This window comes from Natrialba magadii ATCC 43099, from assembly GCF_000025625.1.
In the GTDB taxonomy this organism is placed as follows: Archaea; Halobacteriota; Halobacteria; order Halobacteriales; family Natrialbaceae; genus Natrialba; species Natrialba magadii.
In genome coordinates, this window is the sequence record NC_013922.1 from 1,695,286 (window position 1) to 1,714,864 (window position 19,579).

The window sequence follows — 19,579 nt, forward strand, 5'->3', positions numbered from 1 at the left end:
CGTACTATCTAATGGCAATGTTTATTTAGCCAACCAGTCACCGTGGGGACGAGATGCTCGATCTCGATCGGACGGAGATCACAACGGGGCCTATTCCCAAGATACTCGCAATTCTGGCGGCTCCGTTGCTCGTTCAGAATCTCGTCCAGGTGCTTCAGCAGGTCGTCGATACCCTCTGGCTGGGTCGATACAGCCTCGAGGCCGTTGCCGCAGTCGGACTCACGTTTCCGCTCACGGGGCTTCTCGCCGCCGTGTCGATCGGTGCCAGCGTCGGAACACAGGTTCTCGTCTCACAGCGCGTTGGCGCAGACGCGGACACGAAGGCACAACGCGGTGCGGCAAACGGCATCGTCGTCGGCTTCCTTGCGGGTGGGCTTGCCGGTCTCGTAGTCGCGTACTTCGCTGCCGATATCGTCGCTGTCTTCGGTGCCAACGAACTCGTCACCCAGTACGCCGCCGCTTACCTCGCTGTGAGCGCGATCCTCTTTCCCGCCATGAGCACGAGCGAGGCGATTGAATCGGGCTTCATCGGGTGGGGGGAAACACGCGTCGCACTCTACATCAACATCGTCGCGGTTGGGACGAATATCGTCCTCGACCCGTTCCTCATCTTCGGCTGGTGGCTGTTTCCCGAACTGGGCGTCACCGGCGCAGCCCTCGCAACCGGGATCGGGTACGCCGCCGGCTTCGGCTTCGGACTCGTGGTGGCACTACGCGCTCGAGACGGGTTTCATCTCCCCCGAAACGCGCTTACGTTCTCCCGCGACGACTGTCGCGAGATCATCGACATCGGCTGGCCGACCGCCGGCCAGTACATCTCGAGTCAGTCGGCCCGTGTCGGGATGGTCTGGCTCGTGACGCTCGTTGGCGGGGCAGCAGGACTCGCCGCGTACACGATTGGGGCGCGGGTCGCAGCAATTGCGTTCGTGCCTGCGCTCGGGCTGCAACAGGCTGCACAGAGTATGATCGGACAGAACCTCGGAGCTGAACGACCGGGGCGGGCGCGACGGACGACGTGGACCGGCGTAGTCATGGCGAGCGTCGGGCTCACAGTCGTCGGCGTGGTCCAGTGGCTGATTCCGGAGACGCTGTCGGTGCTGTTCGTTCCCGATGCGACGCCGGCGGAGGTTGCAGTCGCCGCGGACTACCTGCGGATTCTCGCGTACAGCTACTGGGCGATCGGGGCGACGTATCTCCTGCAAGCCGGGTTCAACGGGGCGCGGCGCACGCGGACGAGCCTGATCGCGACCCTGCTCCAGTACTGGATCGTCCGCATCCCGGTCGCGCTCGCCGCGGCGTACCTCCTGGAAATGGGAGTCAACGGGGTTTTCTGGGCCGTAACCATCTCGAACATCGTCGCAGCGCTCGGACTAGGGGCGTACTACTGGTACGAGACGGCGACCGGGATGAACACCCGGGCGGTCACACTTGCCCAGTCTGAAGCCGCCGATTAACCCGAGATACGCCACGAAACACGAGAAAACCGCGCGATAGCTTTACAGAGCCGAACGAAGTAGGTGATTGTATGACTCCGGCGACACTGGACTGGCTTCACCTCTCGGACGACGAACGAGTCGTCTGGGAGAGCCGACCACATCCGATCACGATGGGCATCAGGATGCCGATCGCAGTGGGGGTGGTGTTGCTTGGCTTTCTCCTCGCAGCGTGGAGCGCGTCCGACGGAATGGGAGCGCTCACCTACGCGGGGATCGCACTGGCTCTCGGTGGTGCGATCGTCGCCCTCATCCAGTACGTCTTCTGGCGGAACACCCACTACGTGATCACGTCGGCGGAACTGTACAAGAAACACGGCGTCGTTTCGCGAGACGTGACCCAGTTTCGCCTTGACCGCGTCCAGAACGCGAGCCTCCAGCAGTCGGTCGTCGGCCGCGTGCTGGGGTACGGAACGCTGACCGTGTACACGGCCGGTTCCGGCGACCCGGAACTGACGTTCGAACGCGTCCCACAGCCTCAACGAGCGTCGGGAGTGCTCAGCGACGAACTCGGCCAGATTGCACACAGCACGTCGCCAGTCTGACCCTAACTTGAGCCGTTTGTCCCGTTTGTCCCGTTTGTCCCGTTTGTCCCGATCACATCGAGTAGCCAGGACGAACTCGAGACGGACGGAACTCAAGCACCACCGAGATTCCGCGGGGCACCCACACGTCACTCGAGATCACCGGGCGTCACCTGAAGACCGGTCACGAATCTGCGAAACTGAGCTCCGGTATCGATCGTCAAACCAGATGTAGCGATTTAGCGGGTTGTTAAGCCCGTATTGGAAAGCCTGAATCACAAAGCATATTATACGAACTCGGCTGGAGAGCCAATGCGATGGCTCAACAGACACTGGCGACACCAGCAGAGTCGGTATCGCGCGGAGCGAGTATTGCAGCGAGCGCCGGACTCGGTGTCCTGGCCGCTGTAGTCGGGTATCTGATCACCTACGTGATGGTCGTCGACGAAGTCCGGGAGGGCTTTGGCGACCACGTCGCCGAGTGGACCGGCGTCGCCTGGTACTACTACAACGCACACCTGGTCGATATCGAAGCGAGCGGTGAAATCGCCGGCTGGGGCAGCACAGACACGGTCGACTTCATCGCCCAGACCGATGCTACGAGCGCGACGGCACTGTACGTCGTGCCACCGCTCGTGCTCTTCGCGTTCGGTGCAGTACTTGCGTATCAGCTCGATGCTCGCAATCTCGGCGAGGCCGTTCTCGTCGGTGCGCCGGTGACGATTGGCTACGCCATCATTATGTCCCTCGGTGCCGTCGTCGCCGAATCGAGTGCCGAGGCGTCGTTCCTCGGAATCGAAGCGACGGGCGCGATGTCGCCAGAACTCGTGCCGGCGATCATCCTCGGCGGGATCATCTATCCCGTTGTCTTTGCGACGGCAGGTGCAGTGGTTGCGGCACTACTCCGGGCCTGAAGCGGTTTCAGGGCACGAGCCGGCCACAACCGGTCACGGAACGGCAATCGATCACGAGGAAACAACCGATCACGGACCAGCCACGAGACGATCCGAAGGAAACGCCTTTCACCACCCGCTCCCCGTTTTCGCGTGATGGAGGTTGCCGAGGTTCTCCCCGAGTTCGCAGACGCCTTCGCTTTCGAGGAGTTCAATCGCATGCAACGCGAGGCTCTGCCCGCGTTACTCGAGCGCGAGGAAAACGTCGTCGCGAGCGCACCCACCGCATCGGGCAAGACCGCGCTCGCCGAACTCGCGATCTGCAAGGCCCTGGCCGACGGCGGCACCGCACTCTTTATCGCCCCGCTGCGGGCCCTGACGAACGAAAAGGAAGACGACTGGGACCGCTTCGAGGAACTCGGCTACACCGTCTACGTCGTCACCGGCGAGCGCGAATTGAACTCGAGACGCGCCCGCCGCGCGGACATCCTCGTGATGACGCCCGAGAAACTCGACTCGGCGACGCGCAAGCACGATTCCCGGCGCTATGACTTCGTGACGGATATCGACGTCTGCGTGATCGACGAGGTCCACCTGCTGGATGCCGACCGCAGAGGGTCCGTCCTCGAGGTCACGATTTCGCGACTGCGACGGCTCTGTGAGCCACGCGTCGTCGCCCTCTCGGCGACCATGCCGAACGTCACCGACGTGGCGGCGTGGCTCGACGCACCCGAAGAGACCACCTTCGAGTTCGGTGATGAGTACCGCCCGGTCGACCTGAACGCCGGCGTCAAGACCTACACCCACGGCGAGAACTCCTTCGCGGACAAGTACCGCCGGCTCTACCGAGCCCTTGATCTCGCCGAACCACACCTGAACGAGGATGGGCAGGCGCTCGTTTTCGTCTCCTCGCGACAGGACACCGTCCGGGCGGCCGAGAAGGCCCGCGACGAAATCGCCGAGCGCGACATTCCGATGGGCGCGCGCGGCAACTACGATTTCCATACCGAATCGAAGGAACTCGAGAACGACACGCTCAGAAATTCGGTGCTCGACGGCGTCGCCTTCCACCACGCAGGGCTCTCGAAGAACGACCGTGACCTCGTCGAGGAGTGGTTCAAGGAAGGCATCGTCGAGTTGCTGTTCTCGACCTCGACGCTCGCCTGGGGGGTGAACCTCCCCGCCCGCTGCGTCGTGATTCGAGACACGAAACTGCACGACCCACTCGAGGGCGAGGTCGATATGAGCCCGCTCGACGTGCTCCAGATGCTCGGGCGTGCGGGCCGGCCGGGGTACGACGACGTGGGCTACGGCTGGGTGGTCTGTGACGGATCGGATGCGGACAAGTACCGTCGCCTGCTGCGAGACGGCAAGGAGATCGAGTCTCGGCTCGCCGAGAGCTTAGAGACCCACCTCAACGCCGAAATCGCGATGGGGACCATCACCGATCTGGACGACGTGATGGACTGGCTCGAGACGACCTTCTACTACGTCCGCGGCCAGTCCCGACCAGAGGACTACGACTTCCCGAATCTCAGACAGCGCGTTCGAGACTGTCTCGAGAAACTCGTTGACCGCGGCTTCGTCGAGACCGGCGACGACCTCTCGATCGAGGCGACGCCACGGGGCGTGCTCGCCTCGAAGTACTACCTGCGACTCGAGACGGCCGCCGAGTTCGCCGCGCTTTGTGATCGAGCCGAGGAAAGCGCGGGTGCACTCGAGATGGACGACATCCTGACGGCCGTCGCGACCGCGCAGGAGTTCGACTCCGTCTCGTCCCGGCAGGACGAGCGAGACGCGATCGACGCGGTGCTCGTCGGCGCGGACACGGGCGACCTGGAAGCGGGCGAGCGGAAGGTGCTCGCCATCCTGCGCAGTGCTGCGAGCGGGACGACACCTGGTGCGTTACGCAGCGACGCCTGGGTGATCAAGCGAAACGCGACGCGGCTCATCTCCGCGCTCGGCGCGTTCCTCGACCGGTTCGTCGGGCCGCACGCGGCGAATCTCTCCCGACGGACCGAGGCGCGCATCGAGAACGGCGTCGCCGAGGATGCGGTCGGCCTGACGGCCATCGACGGCGTCGCCGCGGGTCGTGCGAGCAAACTCGCGAAAGAAGGCCTCTCGACACCCGGCGACGTGATCGACGCCGATATCGACGGGCTCGTAGCAGCCGGCCTCTCGGAGGGCATCGCCGAACGAGTTTACGAGGGCGCACAGTCACTCCCCTCGGTCGAGTTCGACTGGGGCACCTTCCCCGACGCCATCGGCACCGGCGAGAACGAGGTCTGTGAGGTGACGATCCGAAACGTCGGCGAACCGGCACGGGCCGGCGTCCGAGTCACCGTCAACGGCGTCGAGATGACCAGCACCAGCACCTATCTCCGCGATGTCGAGACTGTCCCGGTGGGGGTGTTCGGCGCAGATGCAGATGGACTCGAGTACACGGTGAGCGTCGCTTTCCCCGAAGAGCCGCTGGTGCCGGTGGAGGCGAGTCGTGTAGTGGACGTACGGTAGGCGGAATTTTCCAGTCGCCATGATACATATCAATTAAAATCAATCAACAGATACTCATGGGCGAGAGCTATTCGATAATTGATAGTACATCATAACAACTGATTGTAAATTTATGGCCCTGTGTATGAGCTCGAAATTAGAATCTCATGCCCCGGGAGAGATATCATAGTTCTTCATTCGATGAAAGACACAATAAGAAATTTGTGAAGGGTAGCATTTATTCACTACTTCTAGCAGTCAAACTTGGCCATCAAAACCATTCATATTTATTATAAATCATCATGTTGTATTTCTACACCATTATTGTTAGTTCTAATTAGCCCTAGTAATTTATATACATCCAACCATAATAGAGTACCACAGTAAAACATGAGAAGAAGACAATTATTGAAAAGCACACCTATCGCAGGTGGGTTAGCTATGACCGGGATTGTATCAAGCGCATCTGCTACTGGTGACGGAGATGTTGATCCTGAGATGGAACCCGGTGGTGGTGGCGGTGGTGCGGTGATTCGAGAACGAGTGGATGATGATGAATTTGAATCCCAGGGAGATGTGATAAAATTAGCGACCAGCCTAGAAGTACATCATCCCTACTGGTCAACTGCTCTGAATAAATGGCAGGTAGACTACGCTTTTGGCAGTGTTGCAGTGACAGAGGATGCCGATACCCAAGGAGTTGTATCAGGGGACGTTTGGAGACAAACTCTTGAAATCTCTGGATATGATGATGTTGGTGACTTCTATAGTAGGGACAATGAGGCTTGGTACGGGGCAACTTCTCCCCATCCAGACGACCTGTCTGACGATGATACTCTGGTAAGTGTATTTAGCCTCGCAACCTCAAGAATTAATCCATTGATAGGAGCATCGTTCACTGCTGCAGGCCTTGCACAAAAGTTCGCGGGGTACATCGGCGACATGTCATGCTCAGGAATATGTGATGAGTGGCGGCCATCCATTCCACAAGATGAACTCGGTGTTTATAGAGTATACCGACGACAAATCCCTGAGCAGACATCCGAAACAGTGGAGATAGAAAACATCGCTTTTGGAGAAAGTGAGCGCGTAGCGATAACAGATACGTGGGTGGCAGTTGGTGTAGGTGATAGACCATCTACTATGGAAACAGTAACAGAAGAGAACAAATCTGAATACAACCTGAGTCCTATTGCTGAAGCGGAAATAGAAAAAGAAGGGGAGATACATGTTAGCCCAGACGCAGAAGTAACAATCGAAACTGGATCAATATATGACTCTCAAGCCAAAGAAGAAAGAAGACGTGAAATCATATCAGATCACTACTAGTGGACTATAAAGGATTATGACTATTTTCAGAAGATCATTTCTTTGTTCTGGGCTTGTGATCCTGTCCGCAGGGTGTATGCTGTCTTCTAATAAGGATGCCCAACTTGGAGCAATCGTTTTAGAAAACCCAACCGATGAATCACAGCGTATCGAACTCGAAGTGTTCGAAAACGACACAAGAGTGCACTCGTCTGCCCATGAATTGACAGGAGGCGGAGAAGAGACCACTTACAGTCTTCCTGACTGCGACTGGTCATCAAGCCAAAGTCAATTTGAGATTAAAGCACGCCGGGAAAATACTGAATGGGAGTCATTCAATGTGTCTCATGTTGATCATGAAAAGTGTGTAGCTGTCCTTATCAGACCCTCTCCCTCGTGGAGCAATGAAGATGTCGAATTTTCTCCCCACCTATGTAACGATATAGTCGAGTCAATGAACTGTGGACATTAAATACATATTGTTCTCCCAAACTTCTGTCTTTTTGAGAATTAATATACCATGTCGGGTGTCCTTTACATGGACTTTCCCAATCATCGCGTGTTTGCGATGTATTTGGTTGCCGCAATTGCTGGCCTGCTCGGCTGGCGTGCGTTCCTCCCACACCTGAACGGCGGTGTGGTGCTCGTCCTTGCGATCGGCGTCCTCGCACTGTTGTTCTTCGTGGACAGCTACCTCAGTAATGAACGCACCGTGTGAACGTGCGGTTCCACTAACGGATTTCGGCAGATACCGACTGAATCGACTGACATCGACTGATACCGACTCACTCGGTCAGTTCCAGGATCGTCTCCCGCATTTCGTCGGGTGAATCAACCACGACATCCGCAGGCGAGCGATCGATATCGCCGTGGGCGTCGATCCTGTAGGCGATGACGACCGTCTCGGCACGGGCGGCCGCCTCGATGCCGTTCGCCGAGTCCTCGACGACGACACACGCCTCCGGCGGGACGCCGATCTCGTCCGCGGCGTACTCGAACACGTCGGGCTCCGGTTTGCTCGCCGCCTCGATATCGTCGGCGCTCACGATTTCGTCGAACGAGTCCTCGAGATCGAATCGATCGGTGACCCAGCCGATCCACTCGTGAGGAGAGGAAGAGACGATCGCCGTCTCGATACCTCGCTCATCGAGTTCAGCGAGCAGGTCGTGCAGGCCGTCCAGAAGATCGACCCGCTCCGTGTAGAGTTCCTCGGCTGCCTCAGTGAACCGGTCGATGTACGCCTCGCGCGAGATTGCCGTACCGTACTCGTCGTCGAGATAGTCGTAGATCTCGCGGTAGTTCATCCCGGTGACCTCGGCGACGTCGACGTCCTCGTCCGGGACCGCGGCGGGGAGGATTTCCTCGCGCTCGAACTCGACCCAGTAGTCCTCGCTGTTGACGATGACGCCGTCCATATCGAACAGCACCGCATCGGCGCGCTCGCCGTCCGCGATCAGCTTGTCGGTCTGTCCCGTCACATCTGTCACGTCGTCCATATGCGTCAGGCTACCCGACGGTGCCGTATAGCCGTTTGGCCGGCGGAGGAGAGAGAGAAAATGGACGAGGAGACAGGAGAGCAAGTCACGGCAAGGGAAGGAGGCGAGAACGGTGACCGGACCGCTAACTGACCTAGCCGAAGATCTCACCACGCCGGTCGTGAATCATCTCCGCCGCCACCTCGTCCGCGATGGATTCGTCGAACTCGCGTTCGAGCAACCACAGTCCGAGATCGATTCCCGACGTAACTCCGCCCGCGGTGAGTACGTCGCCATCGTCGACTACCCGCTCGTCGACCACGTTCGCGGCCGTTTCCTCGAGGTCGTCCACCGCAGCAGGGTGGGTCGTCGCGGGTCGGCCCTCGAGTAGGCCCGCCTCAGCAAGAATCATCGCACCGGTGCAAACGGAGGCGACCGTCGCACCGTTCGTGTAGCACTCGTCGACTGCGGCCGGCAGTTCCCCCTCGTCGACGACGAGTCGGACGCCGCCGGTCGAGGTCGTCCAGCCCCCGCCGGGGACAAGCAGGAGGTCGGGGTTGCCCAGCGTGCCGTCGGGTTCGACCCGCAGGTCGTGACTGGCGGTCACGAGGTCGGTCTCCTCGAGTGTCACGAGATTTGTGTCGATCGATGCGCCGGCTTGCGCGCCGTTCTCGAGTACCTCGTAGGGACCAATCGCGTCGAGTTCGTCGAAACCATCGAAGAGGATGATTTCAGCGGTAATGTCGACCATGTCAGAGTGGTCACGGCCACGGAAGAAACGTGTTTTGCCGGACGGAGATCTGTGCGGGGTAGTCCTCGGAGCCCTTCCACCCGGTCGCAACCCTCTCACCCGGTCAGGTGTGATAGCCATCCCTGTTATCGAGTGTTTTTTCTCCTAACACAATCTGCACGCAGCTATGGTAGACCAAGCAGCCCAGGAACGCGTCGCCGAGTTCATCGCCACACACGACCTCGAAGCCCCGCCCGAGTTCAGATTGCTCGATCTCACCTCCGAGGTCGGCGAGCTCGCGAAGGACGCGAACACGTCGACCGAGTACGGCTCGGAGCCCACAGACTTCGACCTCTCCTCGGACGAGATTGGCGACGTGCTGTTCGCGCTGCTCGCGCTTGCAGAGTCGGTCGACATCGACGCAGACGCGGCACTGGACGAAGCCCTCGCAAAGTACGAGGAGAGACTTGCAGCAGACGGTGTGGAGTCGCCTGGGTCGGAAACCGGCGAGGAGTGAGGGGGAGAAGTACAGGTACAGGTTCAGATCAGATTCAGGACCAGGTGCAGATTTGGCCGCCGATTCAGCACCGGTCACACACTCGCGGACCGAATACAGCCTATGGACCGCGCTCAGAGGTTGCCCTCACCTGGACTCGGCATCGTCTCTTCTTTCTGGCCCGCTGTTTCCGATTCACCAGAGGACTCCGAAGTCGGCTGGTCACGGTCGTGTTCGTTCCGACGGAGTGCAACGGCGAGGACGGCTGCGGAGAAGACGACCAAGACAACCGACAGCGTTCCGCCGCCGTTGACAACCACGAGTCCGAGTGCTGTGAGAAGGCCCACAGTGAAGAGCGCCCCATAGATGTTTAGTCGGGGAACGGCTGTGTTTGAATCTCCCATAACGCTCCGTTTGTTGGATATCTGTATAATTCTTGTTTGTCACACGCCAAATGCGCTGATTATTTCGACGATAGCTCGAGAAGCCAACGTCTGCAGAAGAAAAATGACCGATCCACAGGGAGTGATCGGGCTCTGCACCAAGACTACGGCGCGACGATCGCGTCCGTCTCGAGTACCGTCGCCGCTGCTGCCTGCACGTCGGCGAGTATCGGCTTCGGCGCGTAGACGCCGAGCCGCCAGGTTTCCCGGGCGCAGGCATCGAGGCCGGCGACGAGCGAAGAGCGCTCCTCGAGTCGCTGGAGGTCGCCGTCGACGACGATTTTGGCGCGCGATTCGGGAGAACTTGGTTCAGACGGGCTGTCGAGGATAACCGCGGACGGATCGACGCCTGCGAGTTCGGCAATCTCTCGCTCGAGGCTGCGCGTGCGGGCGTACTCGAGTCCGACGAACTCGTCCGTTACGTCGTCGCGGGGTGCCCAGATCGCGCGCTTGTAGAGCGTTCGCTCCCGGAGCCGGCGCTCCAGGTCGGCCGTCGGCTCGTGTTCGGCGAGCAACGAGAAGAGTTCCGAGTCGGTGAGGCGGGCGAATTTCTCGGGGGAGATGACCTCGTCGCGCAGCACGCGCTCGCTCGCTCGGTCGAGCATCGCGCCCGCGATTCGAGAGACGTGGTGGCCGTAGACGGTCGCGTTCATCAGTGTGCGAGCGATCAGCGCGCTTTCCGCGGTCGCGACGTTGCCCGCCTCGAGTGCGAGTTCGCCGTCGACGGTCCGGAGCGCATAGAGCAGCCGCGAGTGGTCGATCGTACCGTAGGGGACGCCGGTGTGGTGGGCGTCGCGAACGAGGTAGTCCATCCGATCGACGTCGAGTGAGCCGGAGACGAGTTCACCGAGCGGGCCGCGACCGTCGACCGTGGCGGCGACGGCTTCAGGGTCGAGCCCCTGCTCCTCGAGTACGTCGCCGACCTCGCTGTCGGTGAGCAGCCACTCGATCTCGTCGTGGTGGCGGCCGACGTGGCGTTCGATCGCGGCCTCGGTCTGGTGACCGAAGGGGCCGTGGCCGACGTCGTGGACGAGCGCAGCGGCACGGAGACGGTCCGCGAGCTGATCGTCGAGCTCGAGCTGGTCGACGGCGCGAGAGGCGAGGTGGTAGACGCCGAGACTGTGCTCGAAGCGAGTGTGGTTCGCGGAGGGGTAGACGAGCTGGACGGTGCTCAGTTGCCGAACGTAGCGCAGGCGCTGCATGGGCGCGGTGTCGAGCAGCGCCTCCCCGGTGGGACAGAGTTCGATATAGTCGTGAACGCTGTCCTTGATCGTCGTCGCTGTCGTGGTCATACCCCTACTCTGCAGCAGTGGTTCTTAGATACGGTGATCCCACGTTCGTGTGAGGTTTGTGAGAGTACGCCAGGAGAGGAACCACGCATGCGCCGTCAGGCCACAGAGGCCCTCACACCCTCACAGCACGTGCTCGTCGATCTGTCGATACGTCTCCTCGAGTGTCCCCGAGTTGTCGACGACGACGTGGTCGCGCTCGATTGAGTCGAACGTTTCGCGCAACTGGAGGTGTTGTTCGAACTGCGCATCGCTAATCGTGTCCGTGCGTTCCTCGATGCGTTCCTTGACGACATCGAGGTTGCAGTCGACGTAGACGAACTCGCAGTCGACGCCAGTTTCGTCGGCCATCGCCGTGGCCTGCTCACGGTGCGGCCGAGACTGGAACGTCGCATCGAGGACGACGTTCGAGCCGGACTCGAGTGCAGACTGGGCGCACTCGAGCAGGGCGTCGTACGTCGCGTCGGTCTCTTCAGGCGTATAGGACGGGTCGGGAAAGAGCTGCTTGCGTACCTGGTCGGTTCGGTAGCGTTCTGCGTCGATCTGTTCGGCAGTGTAGCCTGAGGCGGCCGATTTGCCGACGCCTGGCAAACCGCAGTAGACGATCAACGTTGCGCGAGACACGGTGGTTCATCCGTAAGAACACTACTAAACCGAACCGATTTGCCGGCAGCGAGATGGTCCGTCACACGTTGAGCCGGTACAGACCGCGTCACAATCGATCGAAACCGCTCAACCGACAAAAGTAGAAATGAGGTCCTGATTACCGGAGCAGCGAGTCTGCCATCCGATTCGGGAACCCGGTGATGAGCTCGCGAATACTCTGTTTCTCCTGGTCGGAGCGCAGTCGTGCACGCAGTCGCTGGCTGAAGAGTTCGACGATGAAGACGAGCACGAAGATGACGAACAGCGTCGCCATCATGTTCCCGAACATGAGTCGGCTCTCCTGGGTTGCGACGACCGCACCGAGCCCGCCAGCGCCGATGACACCGACGGTCACGGCGGACCGGACGTTGATCTCGAGGATGTAGAGCGTCCAGGCGATGAACGACGTTCGAACCTGGCTCAGCATCCCGAAGAACACGACCTGTGGTTTGCTTGCACCCGTCGTTCGCATCGCCTCGATCGGCCCCTGCTCGAGTTCCTCGAGTTCCTCGACGAACAGGCGACCGAGGTTCCCGATGGTGTTGAGCGCGATCGCGAGCGTCGCTGCGGCCGCACCGAGACCGACCAGGGCGACGAAGATGAGCGCCCAGACGATAGCCGGGATCGAGCGGATGAACGACATGATGGCGCGGAAGATCAGGTTGATCGGGAACGGCGTCACGCGTTCGGAGGCCAGCACGCTGAACAGCAGTGCCAGCGGGAAGCCAAGGATTGTTCCGACGACACCCATCGCGAGCGTCGTCCCGGCCTCTCCGAAGATGGTGAACATGCCGAGTTCTTCGAAGAAGAACGCGTAGTAGTCACCGAGATACGGTGGGAACTGGAAGATCAGTCGCCCGACCTCGGGGTCGTAGATGAGCTCGTTGCTCACGATGAACTCCCAGTAGGCGCCGACGTCGAGGAACGGAATGCCCGCATCGAGACCCGGAATCTCGTTGGTCGTAATAGGGAAGTAATCCCCCATTCGCTCGGCGAAGTGACTCCAGGTAAACCGCGTCCGGTCGCTGAAGAATTCGGTCGCGACGAGCCCCTGGATCGTGACGAACACGATCGACACCGTGAGTACGACCCATCCGATCGCTCGCTGCCGACGCGTTTTCCGGATGTTCTCGAACTGTTCGTTGACACCCGCACTCGCCGATTCGAGCGGTTTCGATTTGTCGACGCCACCGTCCGGGAGCGGTTCGGATTCAGTTTCAGACTGCGTTTCGGCTTCGGTCGCCGTCCCCGAACGGCGCGACTCCTGCGAATCGGTCACAGTGTCGCCTCCCTATCCAGGCTCGTCTGGTTATCTGCCGATCCCCTGTCTGATGAATTCTCCCCGTGTGAAACAAACATTCCTTCAGTGTCGATATCGCCGTATATTTCGTCAATCACGTCGAGAGTCAGATCTTCACGATAGCCGTCGAACACCTTCTGGCCATCGTGCAAGCCGATGAATCGCTGGCCGTACTTTCGAGCGATGTTGACCTGATGGAGACTGATAAACGTCGTCAGATTTCGTTCGTCTGCTGCGCGGTTCAGGTATCCCATAACGTCCTGTGCACTTCCCGGGTCGAGACTCGCAACCGGTTCGTCAGCCAGCAACACGTCAGGTTCCTGCGTGAGTGCACGTGCGATACCGACGCGCTGTTGCTGTCCACCACTCATTCGGCGAGACTTCTTTTCTGCTTCCTCGAGTAACCCAACCGTATCGAGTGCCTCGAGTGCCTGCTGTTTTTCCTCGTCATCTTGCAACTGGAAGATGCTCTCGAGGAATCCAGTCCGGTTGATACCGCCGGAGAGAGCGTTCGAGTAGGCAGACATATCGCCAATGATATTGTGTTGCTGGAAGATCATTGCGACTTCCGGCTGCGTACTCGTCATCGGTTCGCCGTCGATCAGCACCTGGCCGGCGGTTGGTTCCGTGAGTGCGGACATACACCGCAAGAGCGTGGATTTCCCCGATCCAGAGACCCCGAGGATGATAACGAACTCACCTGCCGGAACCTCGAACGAGATATTATCGAGTGCGACAGTATCGCCGTATGTCTTTCTGAGATTGTCGACGACAATTTTGCTCATCGGTTGGTTACCCTTGGTTTGAAGTTGCGTTGTTTGAGGCTTACTCTATGTCGTCGAAGGCGATATCGAGGTCCTCAGCGAAGTCACGAACTGGCTCGTAGTCCTCGTGATCGGCCGCAACGATGCCGCTGAACCACAGCGTGTGGTCGTCGAAGTCCTGCCAGTCTGCTTCCTGATCTTCGTCCAGATCGTAGTCGTCAGTGTCTAGCGTTCCCTCGTTGTACTCTTCGAGCATCTCGTCCGGCAGATCGAGACCAAGTTCGTCAGCCAGGTCGAAGGCGTCGTGCTGGAGTTCTTCGGCCTCAACGTTCTGCATGAACTCCTCGATGTCGGACCGGAGGTCGTCCTGCCAGCCAGCGTTGACGACGATTGGTGCTCGTGGAATCGCCGGCGACACGTCCAGCAGTCGCAGTTCAGGATCGCGCGTGCCGGCGATATCGACTTCCGGGGAAATCTCGTAGAGGTCCGGATACTCGTCCTCGATCTGTTCGACCGGAACGTGTGGAACGGACGCGAACTCACCGGCACCGGCTGCTGCGATGGTGTCGTCGTTGATGAGTTCCTCGACAGCGAGGTCGTGCGAGACGCCGCTGCGCCACTCGAAGTCCTCGGCACCGCCACCCTCGGCGACGTTTCCGATGTCGAGACCGGCTTCGTGAAGCATCCACAGCGGTGCCATACCGCCCGAAACCGAGCCGACGTCTGCCATCGCAACTGCCTCCCCCTCGAGGTCAGATACGTCGGTGATCCCGCTGTCTGCCGTCGTCACCAGCGTTCCGAAGTAGCGCTCGGCACCGAACGCTTCACGCATGCCGACGACGTCGATTTCTTCGGGACCAAGCTGTGGCACTGCACCCGGTGACGTGTCAGCAAGGGTCATGTCACCCTCTCCTGCACGTTCGAGTTCCACCATCGTTCCGGAGTAACTCTGCGTTGGCAGCCCCTCGATTTCGACATCGAACTCGTCTTCGATCAGCTCGAACAGCGGCTGATACTGCACTTCGATATCGATCGTATCCTCTGCCGGGTTCATCACCCACGTAATGGTTTCAGTGCTGTCACCACTGCCATTACCACCGTCTCCGTCGGTCTCCTCACTTCTCCCCAGACACCCCGCCAGCGCGAGTGTCCCGACTGCACCAGTTTTGGTTAGAAAACGACGCCGTGAGTTGGTTGACGTACCGCTATCTTGGGACATCTGCCAGTTGATAACTAGAGCACCATCAAATAATTTCTGATTATAGTATATGTCACATCACCCCTGAGAACGTCTGTCTCTATACCGCTCCGGAATACAACCAGGGAACCAATGGACCCGCTAATCCAGTGACTGCAGTCCGATATGTCAATAGCACTGCAACCAGATTATAGCCATTGGTTCCTTTCCTCGATCGTATCTGAGCGTCACACGGTGTCCAATCCGAGTTCGTGCGCTTGCTGTAGATACTGGTCCCGAGCAGCAACAGCATCACACTCGGTATCGAGGGACAGCGCGTCGACTCCGTGGTGGTCGTACTCGAGTACAACCGCTGCATCGTAAGACGCCGGGAAATGGACCGACAGTTCGTATCGACCGACAGCGGTATCGACGGCGTCGACCAGTTCTGCTTCCGCAGCAGTAAGCTCGAGCGCGAACGCGTCCTGAACGGCATCCTGGAGCCGCTTCTCCGCACGGGTGTAGCCCGGTAGCGTCCGTTTGACCGGTGCAGGAACGTCCGAGAGATAGGCCTCACTGGCATCGTGGAGCAGCCCCCAGCGCTGGGCCGACAGACTCCCACCGCGGGCTTCGACCTCGCGACTGACGTGGACCGCGTGGCGAGCGACGCTGTAGAACTGTTTTCCCTGGCCGGTGAAGCGACTGAGATTCGAAAGCGCGTGCGCGATATCCGCGAGGTCGATCGCGTCCGGATCAGGATCGAGCGGCGTGATCGTCCCGCCTGAACGCCTGTTGATCACGCGGTGTCCACCGTCGATTTCGGCCAGCACATCCTGCAGACGGCCGACGACGGTTTCGAACTCGGCTCGAGTTGGCCGCACGTCCGCGTTCTGGCCACCGTCGCTCTCGAGTCCGTCACGAGATGCGCCGTCGGACTCACGGACAGCAGCCTCGAGTCGAGCCAGGTCGGACTCGAGTGCGTCGAACGCGTCGCGGACCGCCTGGGGGCCGGTTTGCTGTTGCTGGCGCTCGTCGGAGCCAGCAACTGACTCGCCCGTGTTGTCGCTTCGATCACCAACACCCTCGTCGCTGGTCATATCCGAGTGAACCGAAGACCGGCGGTAAAGGCGTATCGACTCACGATATGGTGGCCGTCAGCACGACTGTGAAAGACACCAGTCGTCCGCGAGTTTAAGTACGATTCCGCATCACCCACCCTATGATCGACGACGCGATTCGCGTGCTCGCCGGCGACTGCACCGTCATCGCCGAAGGTACCGACCGCTCGGAGTATCGTGGCCGGGTGACGACGATCGTCAAGCCCGATAACACCGTTCTCGTCCACGATATCGACGGCTACCAGCCAGTCGCCTGGCTCACCCGGGCCGACAGCGTCTCCAGCGACCGCACGGACGACTTCACCCTCGTCGCGAAGAAAGACACCCAGACGCTTCGAATCGCAGCCCACGATCAGGACGGCTTCGCCAACTACCCGGCCTCTGCGGCCGGCACACCCGTCGGCACCTGTCCGGACGGCGACTGCACCGGCTCGCTCGTTCGCTCGAAGGGCGTCCGCTGTGTCGACTGCGGAACGCGCTACGGCGTGCCCGCTGATGCGACGATCAAGGACGATCAGTCCCACTGTGAGTGTGGGCTCCCGCGAATGCGCGTCGAGCGCGGCCTCGCGTTCGATGTCTGTCTCGACCGAAACTGCGAGTCGCTCGACGAGGCCGTCCGCGAGGCGTTCGACCGCGAGTGGGACTGCCCCGAATCGGGCTGTGACGGCGACCTCCGGATTCTCCGTCGTGGCGGCCTCATTGCTGGCTGCGAGCACTATCCGGAGTGTGACACCGGGTTTGCCATGCCCGGCGGCGTCGTCGACGGCGAGTGCGCCTGTGGTCTCCCGACGTTCGAAACGCGCGGCGGTTCACGGTGTCTCGACGCGACGTGTGAGCGTCACCAGCGCAGACAGGTGGGGGCGGCGAGTGGCCACTGAAGGCTACAGCAACCGGCCACCGCTACCGCTTCGGCACCAGCAACGCCACTCACACCACCAGCACATCCACACGCACTTAATGCCCGCTCGCAAAACACGAGTATGTCACTGGAGGGGCGATTCGACGACGACGCAGGCGTCGTCCGCGTCGGCCACGACGCACGCCAGCGCTACCACGACTCGCGCGGCTACGGCTACCCACTCGAGGGCAACGAAATCGCGCTCGCACCGGTCGAAGCCGCACACCTGCTCTATCGCGGCGACCTCGACGCGGTCGTCGAGCGGTCGACCGGCGACCGCCTCGACTTTCAGGCCTTCGTCAACCGCGAACCCGGTACCGATTTCGGTGTTCGATTCCTCGTCTACGCGGATCTGCGCGAACGTGGCTTCTACCTCTCGCCCGCACGGGAACCGTGGATCGACGAGTCACTTCTGGATGCAGAACACGAACGGATCGACTTCGCCGTCTTCCCCCGCGGCAAAGGCCCCGGCGACGGCGAAGTCGAGCACGCGCTTCGCGTCATCGGCGAGCGAACCGACATCCCTGCAAGCGAACTCGCCGACGGTGTCCTCGCCGTCGTCGACGAGGAGAGCGAGATTACGTACTTCGACGTGAACGCGAGAGATCCGAGCGGCGGGACGGACACCGACCTCCCAAGCGAGGTCAACGCAACCCTCCTCGAGGACCGGGTGGTCCTCTGGGAGCCGCCGATCGACCTCTACGAGGACGCCTTCTACGGCCAGCCACTCGAGGGCCGCGAGTACGAGCGGCCGACGCTACAGTGTTCGCTGCTCGAGGCGGCCTACCTCGCCGAGCGAGGTGTGATCGACCTCGCGTTCGAAACGGTAGTCGAGCGCGGTCGTGAGGTCGAAGGGGAACGGTTCGACCGACGACTGCGGGTGTACACGGAACTGCGTGAGCGTGAAATCGTCCCCAAGACGGGCTACAAGTTCGGATCGGACTTCCGGACGTACGCGAACGTCGAGTCCGTCTCCGAGTTGAGCCACTCCGAGTTGCTGGTGCGTGTCCATCCAGACAGCCACGTCTTCGAACCGCGAGACCTCGCACTCGACGTGCGGTTAGCCCACGGCGTCCGGAAGACGATGGTGTTCGCGCTCGTCGGTGAGTCGGACGGAGAAAGCGAGGGTGATATCGATGCTGATGCGACCGTCACTACCGACGCCAGCGAGCAGATCGAGTGGTGGTCACTCGAGCGACTCACTCCCTGAAATCATCATCACGGTGACTTTTCTGCCCAGTTACGTCAGTCCTCTCTCAAACGGAACCATGAAAGTCCCGCCATACGATAGGTTCAGCCATGCAACTCGAGGTGATCGGGATCGGTGGCGCGGGCTGTCGGATCGCCGACGCGATCCACACCACGGAGCCGTCTGAACAGCCGTTTCTCTGCGATACGTTCGCGTTCGATACAGACACGCTCAGTCTGGAGGCACTCGAGTCGATCCCGGACGAGCACCGCCATCGGTACGGTGCGGAGATCGAGAACGGACTCAACGGAAATCTCCAGCGCGGCGAAACCATCGGTGAGGAGCACGTCGACGAGCTGAGCCGGCAACTCGACGAGGCGACGCCGTCGGCCGCGGACGCCTTCCTCGTCGCCGTCGGTCTCGGGGGTGCAACCGGCGGTGGCACCGCGCCCGCGCTCGTCGCGAACCTCCAGACGCTGTACGACGCGCCGGTGTACGTCCTGGCGACGCTGCCGGCGGACCGCGAGCGGCTGCCGGACGGCGATCCGTCGGTTCCGAGTGACGATACACGCGCGTCCGGTGCAGACGCCGACGGCGCGACGCGGCCGATGGCTGCACAGAACGCAGTGCGAACGCTCTCGCGACTGGACGGCCTCGCGAACGCAATCTTCTGTTTCGACACCGAACCGTGGCTTCGAACTGGAGAGGAACTGGTCGACGGCCGCGACCGACTCAACCGTGAAATCGCCACGCGCATCGAGGCGTTCTTCGGCTCGACAGCACAAACCACCGACGGCGCACCGAAGGCTGAAAGCGTCGTCGACGCGAACGACGTCTCGCGCATTCTCGGCAACGAAACCGCGCTCGTCTCGCTGGGCTACGGCGCACAGCAGGTCGACGCCAGCGACTCGGGACCGCTGCTCGGAATCGACCTCGGAATTGGCCCCTTCAGTTCAAGCGCGGAGGTCGAAACCAGCGCCGCCGTCAGCGCCGTCGAGACGGCCGTCGGGAAGGCGATTCGAGGAAAGCTGACACTCGAGTGCGACCGACCGAACGCCGAGCGGGCGCTGCTGATCGTCGGCGGCCCGCCGGCGTGGCTCAATCAGACGGCAGTCGCCGACGGCCGACGGGCACTCGAGTCGGCGACGGAATCGACGGAGACGCTGGGTGGGGATTCGCCGCGACCGGGAAGCGACGAAGTGTTCGCGCTTGCGGTGTTTGCGGGAATCGAACCGGTGGAGCGCCTCGAAGCGTTGCGAGCGGCAGGCGAGACACGCTGAGCGGCCGGGGAAGGGGCGTACCAACGGAACGGCCAAAAGGAGCGCAAACAGCGAGTGAGTGAGG

General features: G+C 60.8%; 19 protein-coding genes. 10 read left to right on the forward strand and 9 right to left on the reverse strand.

From position 1 onward, the window contains the following. Positions 1-53 precede the first annotated feature (53 nt). The 6 genes from NMAG_RS08030 to NMAG_RS08050 all read left to right on the forward strand — a co-directional run bounded on the left by NMAG_RS08030 (position 54) and on the right by NMAG_RS08050 (position 7,429). Positions 54-1,454 (forward strand): MATE family efflux transporter, encoded by a 1,401-nt coding sequence (locus NMAG_RS08030; RefSeq protein WP_004215733.1) that lies wholly within the window; start codon positions 54-56, stop codon positions 1,452-1,454. A 71-nt stretch (positions 1,455-1,525) separates the two neighbouring features. Beyond that, positions 1,526-2,038 (forward strand): PH domain-containing protein, encoded by a 513-nt coding sequence (locus NMAG_RS08035; protein ID WP_004215731.1) that lies wholly within the window; start codon positions 1,526-1,528, stop codon positions 2,036-2,038. Between the two features lie 296 nt (positions 2,039-2,334). Continuing rightward, positions 2,335-2,931 carry a hypothetical protein gene (locus tag NMAG_RS08040; RefSeq protein WP_004215726.1) on the forward strand — a complete coding sequence of 199 codons (597 nt, stop codon included), beginning with the start codon at positions 2,335-2,337 and terminating at the stop codon, positions 2,929-2,931. Positions 2,932-3,066: 135 nt separating this feature from the next. Further along, entirely contained in the window at positions 3,067-5,424 is a 2,358-nt protein-coding gene (locus tag NMAG_RS08045; RefSeq protein WP_004215719.1) for a DEAD/DEAH box helicase, read from the forward strand. A 420-nt stretch (positions 5,425-5,844) separates the two neighbouring features. After that, positions 5,845-6,732, forward strand: a complete 888-nt coding sequence (locus NMAG_RS21570) for a hypothetical protein (RefSeq protein ID WP_148221903.1) — start codon at positions 5,845-5,847, stop codon at positions 6,730-6,732. A gap of 517 nt (positions 6,733-7,249) precedes the next feature. Continuing rightward, positions 7,250-7,429, forward strand: a complete 180-nt coding sequence (locus tag NMAG_RS08050) for a hypothetical protein (protein ID WP_237076828.1) — start codon at positions 7,250-7,252, stop codon at positions 7,427-7,429. Positions 7,430-7,496: 67 nt separating this feature from the next. Here NMAG_RS08050 and NMAG_RS08055 read toward each other — a convergent pair whose 3' ends face one another. Continuing rightward, a complete protein-coding gene (locus tag NMAG_RS08055; protein ID WP_004215717.1) occupies positions 7,497-8,207 on the reverse strand; it encodes an HAD family hydrolase in 711 nt (236 codons plus the stop codon). Between the two features lie 133 nt (positions 8,208-8,340). Beyond that, entirely contained in the window at positions 8,341-8,937 is a 597-nt protein-coding gene (locus NMAG_RS08060; RefSeq protein ID WP_004215716.1) for a DJ-1/PfpI family protein, read from the reverse strand. 166 nt (positions 8,938-9,103) lie between these two features. On the opposite strand from NMAG_RS08060, the gene NMAG_RS08065 reads away from it, so the two are divergent. Then, positions 9,104-9,433: a MazG-like family protein gene (locus tag NMAG_RS08065; RefSeq protein ID WP_004215713.1), complete on the forward strand. Its 330-nt coding sequence runs from the start codon at positions 9,104-9,106 to the stop codon at positions 9,431-9,433. A gap of 113 nt (positions 9,434-9,546) precedes the next feature. Here NMAG_RS08065 and NMAG_RS08070 read toward each other — a convergent pair whose 3' ends face one another. The 7 genes from NMAG_RS08070 to NMAG_RS08100 all read right to left on the reverse strand — a co-directional run bounded on the left by NMAG_RS08070 (position 9,547) and on the right by NMAG_RS08100 (position 16,127). After that, positions 9,547-9,816 carry a hypothetical protein gene (locus tag NMAG_RS08070; protein WP_004215712.1) on the reverse strand — a complete coding sequence of 90 codons (270 nt, stop codon included), beginning with the start codon at positions 9,814-9,816 and terminating at the stop codon, positions 9,547-9,549. 143 nt (positions 9,817-9,959) lie between these two features. Beyond that, positions 9,960-11,147, reverse strand: coding sequence for an HD domain-containing protein (locus NMAG_RS08075; RefSeq protein WP_004215711.1), 1,188 nt, complete (start codon positions 11,145-11,147; stop codon positions 9,960-9,962). Between the two features lie 120 nt (positions 11,148-11,267). Then, on the reverse strand, positions 11,268-11,768 hold the full coding sequence (locus NMAG_RS08080; protein WP_012996561.1) for an AAA family ATPase: 501 nt from the start codon (positions 11,766-11,768) through the stop codon (positions 11,268-11,270). Between the two features lie 139 nt (positions 11,769-11,907). Beyond that, on the reverse strand, positions 11,908-13,068 hold the full coding sequence (gene phnE / locus NMAG_RS08085; RefSeq protein ID WP_004215708.1) for a phosphonate ABC transporter, permease protein PhnE: 1,161 nt from the start codon (positions 13,066-13,068) through the stop codon (positions 11,908-11,910). Beyond that, positions 13,065-13,874 (reverse strand): phosphonate ABC transporter ATP-binding protein, encoded by an 810-nt coding sequence (locus NMAG_RS08090; RefSeq protein ID WP_004215707.1) that lies wholly within the window; start codon positions 13,872-13,874, stop codon positions 13,065-13,067. Before NMAG_RS08090 ends, phnE begins: the two co-directional genes overlap by 4 nt. Before the next feature lie 40 nt (positions 13,875-13,914). Beyond that, positions 13,915-14,907, reverse strand: coding sequence for a PhnD/SsuA/transferrin family substrate-binding protein (locus NMAG_RS08095; RefSeq protein ID WP_004215706.1), 993 nt, complete (start codon positions 14,905-14,907; stop codon positions 13,915-13,917). Positions 14,908-15,278: 371 nt separating this feature from the next. Continuing rightward, positions 15,279-16,127, reverse strand: coding sequence for a hypothetical protein (locus tag NMAG_RS08100; RefSeq protein WP_004215705.1), 849 nt, complete (start codon positions 16,125-16,127; stop codon positions 15,279-15,281). Between the two features lie 122 nt (positions 16,128-16,249). Here NMAG_RS08100 and NMAG_RS08105 point away from each other — a divergent pair, with 122 nt between their 5' ends. The 3 genes from NMAG_RS08105 (at position 16,250) to NMAG_RS08115 (ending at position 19,515) form a co-directional block, all read left to right on the forward strand. Further along, the gene (locus NMAG_RS08105) at positions 16,250-17,026 is read left to right on the forward strand and encodes a PDDEXK family nuclease (protein WP_004215704.1); all 777 of its coding nucleotides are present in this window, start codon (positions 16,250-16,252) and stop codon (positions 17,024-17,026) included. 102 nt (positions 17,027-17,128) lie between these two features. Then, positions 17,129-18,256, forward strand: coding sequence for a tRNA-intron lyase (gene endA, locus NMAG_RS08110; RefSeq protein ID WP_004215703.1), 1,128 nt, complete (start codon positions 17,129-17,131; stop codon positions 18,254-18,256). An 89-nt stretch (positions 18,257-18,345) separates the two neighbouring features. Next, a complete protein-coding gene (locus NMAG_RS08115; RefSeq protein WP_004215702.1) occupies positions 18,346-19,515 on the forward strand; it encodes a tubulin/FtsZ family protein in 1,170 nt (389 codons plus the stop codon). The last annotated feature ends 64 nt before the right edge of the window (positions 19,516-19,579 follow it).